Source organism: Agrobacterium sp. ST15.13.013 (genome assembly GCF_027956525.1).
GTDB classification, from domain to species: Bacteria; Pseudomonadota; Alphaproteobacteria; order Rhizobiales; family Rhizobiaceae; genus Agrobacterium; species Agrobacterium salinitolerans.
Genome location: NZ_JAQKGP010000072.1, coordinates 1 through 1278, shown reverse-complemented (window position 1 = coordinate 1278; position 1278 = coordinate 1). Strand labels below are relative to the sequence as shown.

At 58.1% G+C, this 1278-nt stretch carries 1 pseudogene; it reads left to right on the top strand.

Features of this window, described 5'->3' with window-relative positions:
- Positions 1-1278 (top strand): annotated as a pseudogene (locus PL597_RS25905) (type IV secretory system conjugative DNA transfer family protein); the annotation flags it as partial.

The window sequence follows — 1278 nt, the reverse complement described above, 5'->3', positions numbered from 1 at the left end:
CTCGAGCAAACGGGTTTCGAGCGGGGCTCGATCGTTCACATCATTCCAAGTTTCCTCACCCTGCTGGCGCTTGCCGTTATCACCTTCTGGTTCATCACCACTCCACTGATTTTGCATTTCGGGGATAGTGACGATGAGACCCATGGCTCCGCCCGCTTTGCAACAGACAAGGAGATAGGCGCTCTTACCTCATCCGGCTCCGGCCTGCTGATCGGTCGTCATACGAAATCAGGCAAACCTCTGCGCTATGATGGCCCGGCCCATCTCCTCACCATGGCGCCAACGCGCACCGGCAAGGGCGTGGGCACGATCATTCCAAACCTGCTGACTGCCGATCGTTCGGTGATCTGCGTTGATCCAAAAGGTGAGAATGCAAGGATCACCGGACGTGCCCGCCAAAAAGTTCGGACCGGTTCATGTGCTCGATCCTTTTGGTGTTACGGGGAGACCCTCGGCGACCTTCAATCCCCTGGCCAGGCTTGATCCCCAAAACCTCGATGTCGCGGAAGATGCCAGTGCGCTTGCCGACGCTCTCGTGTTCGATGAACCGGGAATGGCGGGCGAGGCGCATTGGAACGAGGAGGCAAAAGCACTGATCGCCGGATTGCTGCTCGAGATCGTTGCAGCGGAGCCTTTGAGTGGCAGAAACCTTGCAACACTTCGCGATTATCTCACCCTTGCTCCGGAGCAGTTTGCAGCGCTGCTCAAGCGTATGCAGGAGAGCGATGCAGCAAGCGGCCTTGTCGCGCGTGCCGCAAACCGTCACCTTGGGAAATCCGATCGCGAAGCCGCAGGCGTTCTGTCCGCAGCTCAACGCCATACGCATTTTCTTGATTCACCGCGCATGACGGCCGTGCTCAGTCGCTCGGATTTCCGGTTTGCCGATCTCAAGCGCAGCAACGTGACGGTGTTTCTCGTTCTTCCGCCTGATCGTCTCTCGACCTATTCGCGCTGGCTGCGCCTGCTTGTTTCCCAAAGCCTGCTCGAAATGGCCCGCGATCCAATAAAGCCGGCGACACCGGTTCTTTATCTGCTCGATGAGTTCGCATCGCTTGGGCACTTAGCGCCAGTCGAACGTGCGATGGGTCTGATGGCGGGTTATGGTGTCCAGCTTTGGCCCATCTTCCAGGACATCCATCAGCTGCGCGCCACATACGGTCACCGCGCCGGAACTTTTCTGTCAAACGCCGGCGTGCTGCAGGTTTTTGGCATCAACGATCATGACAGCGCGCGCCTCATCTCTGATTTGCTCGGGCAGGAAACAGTCGTGTTCCAGAC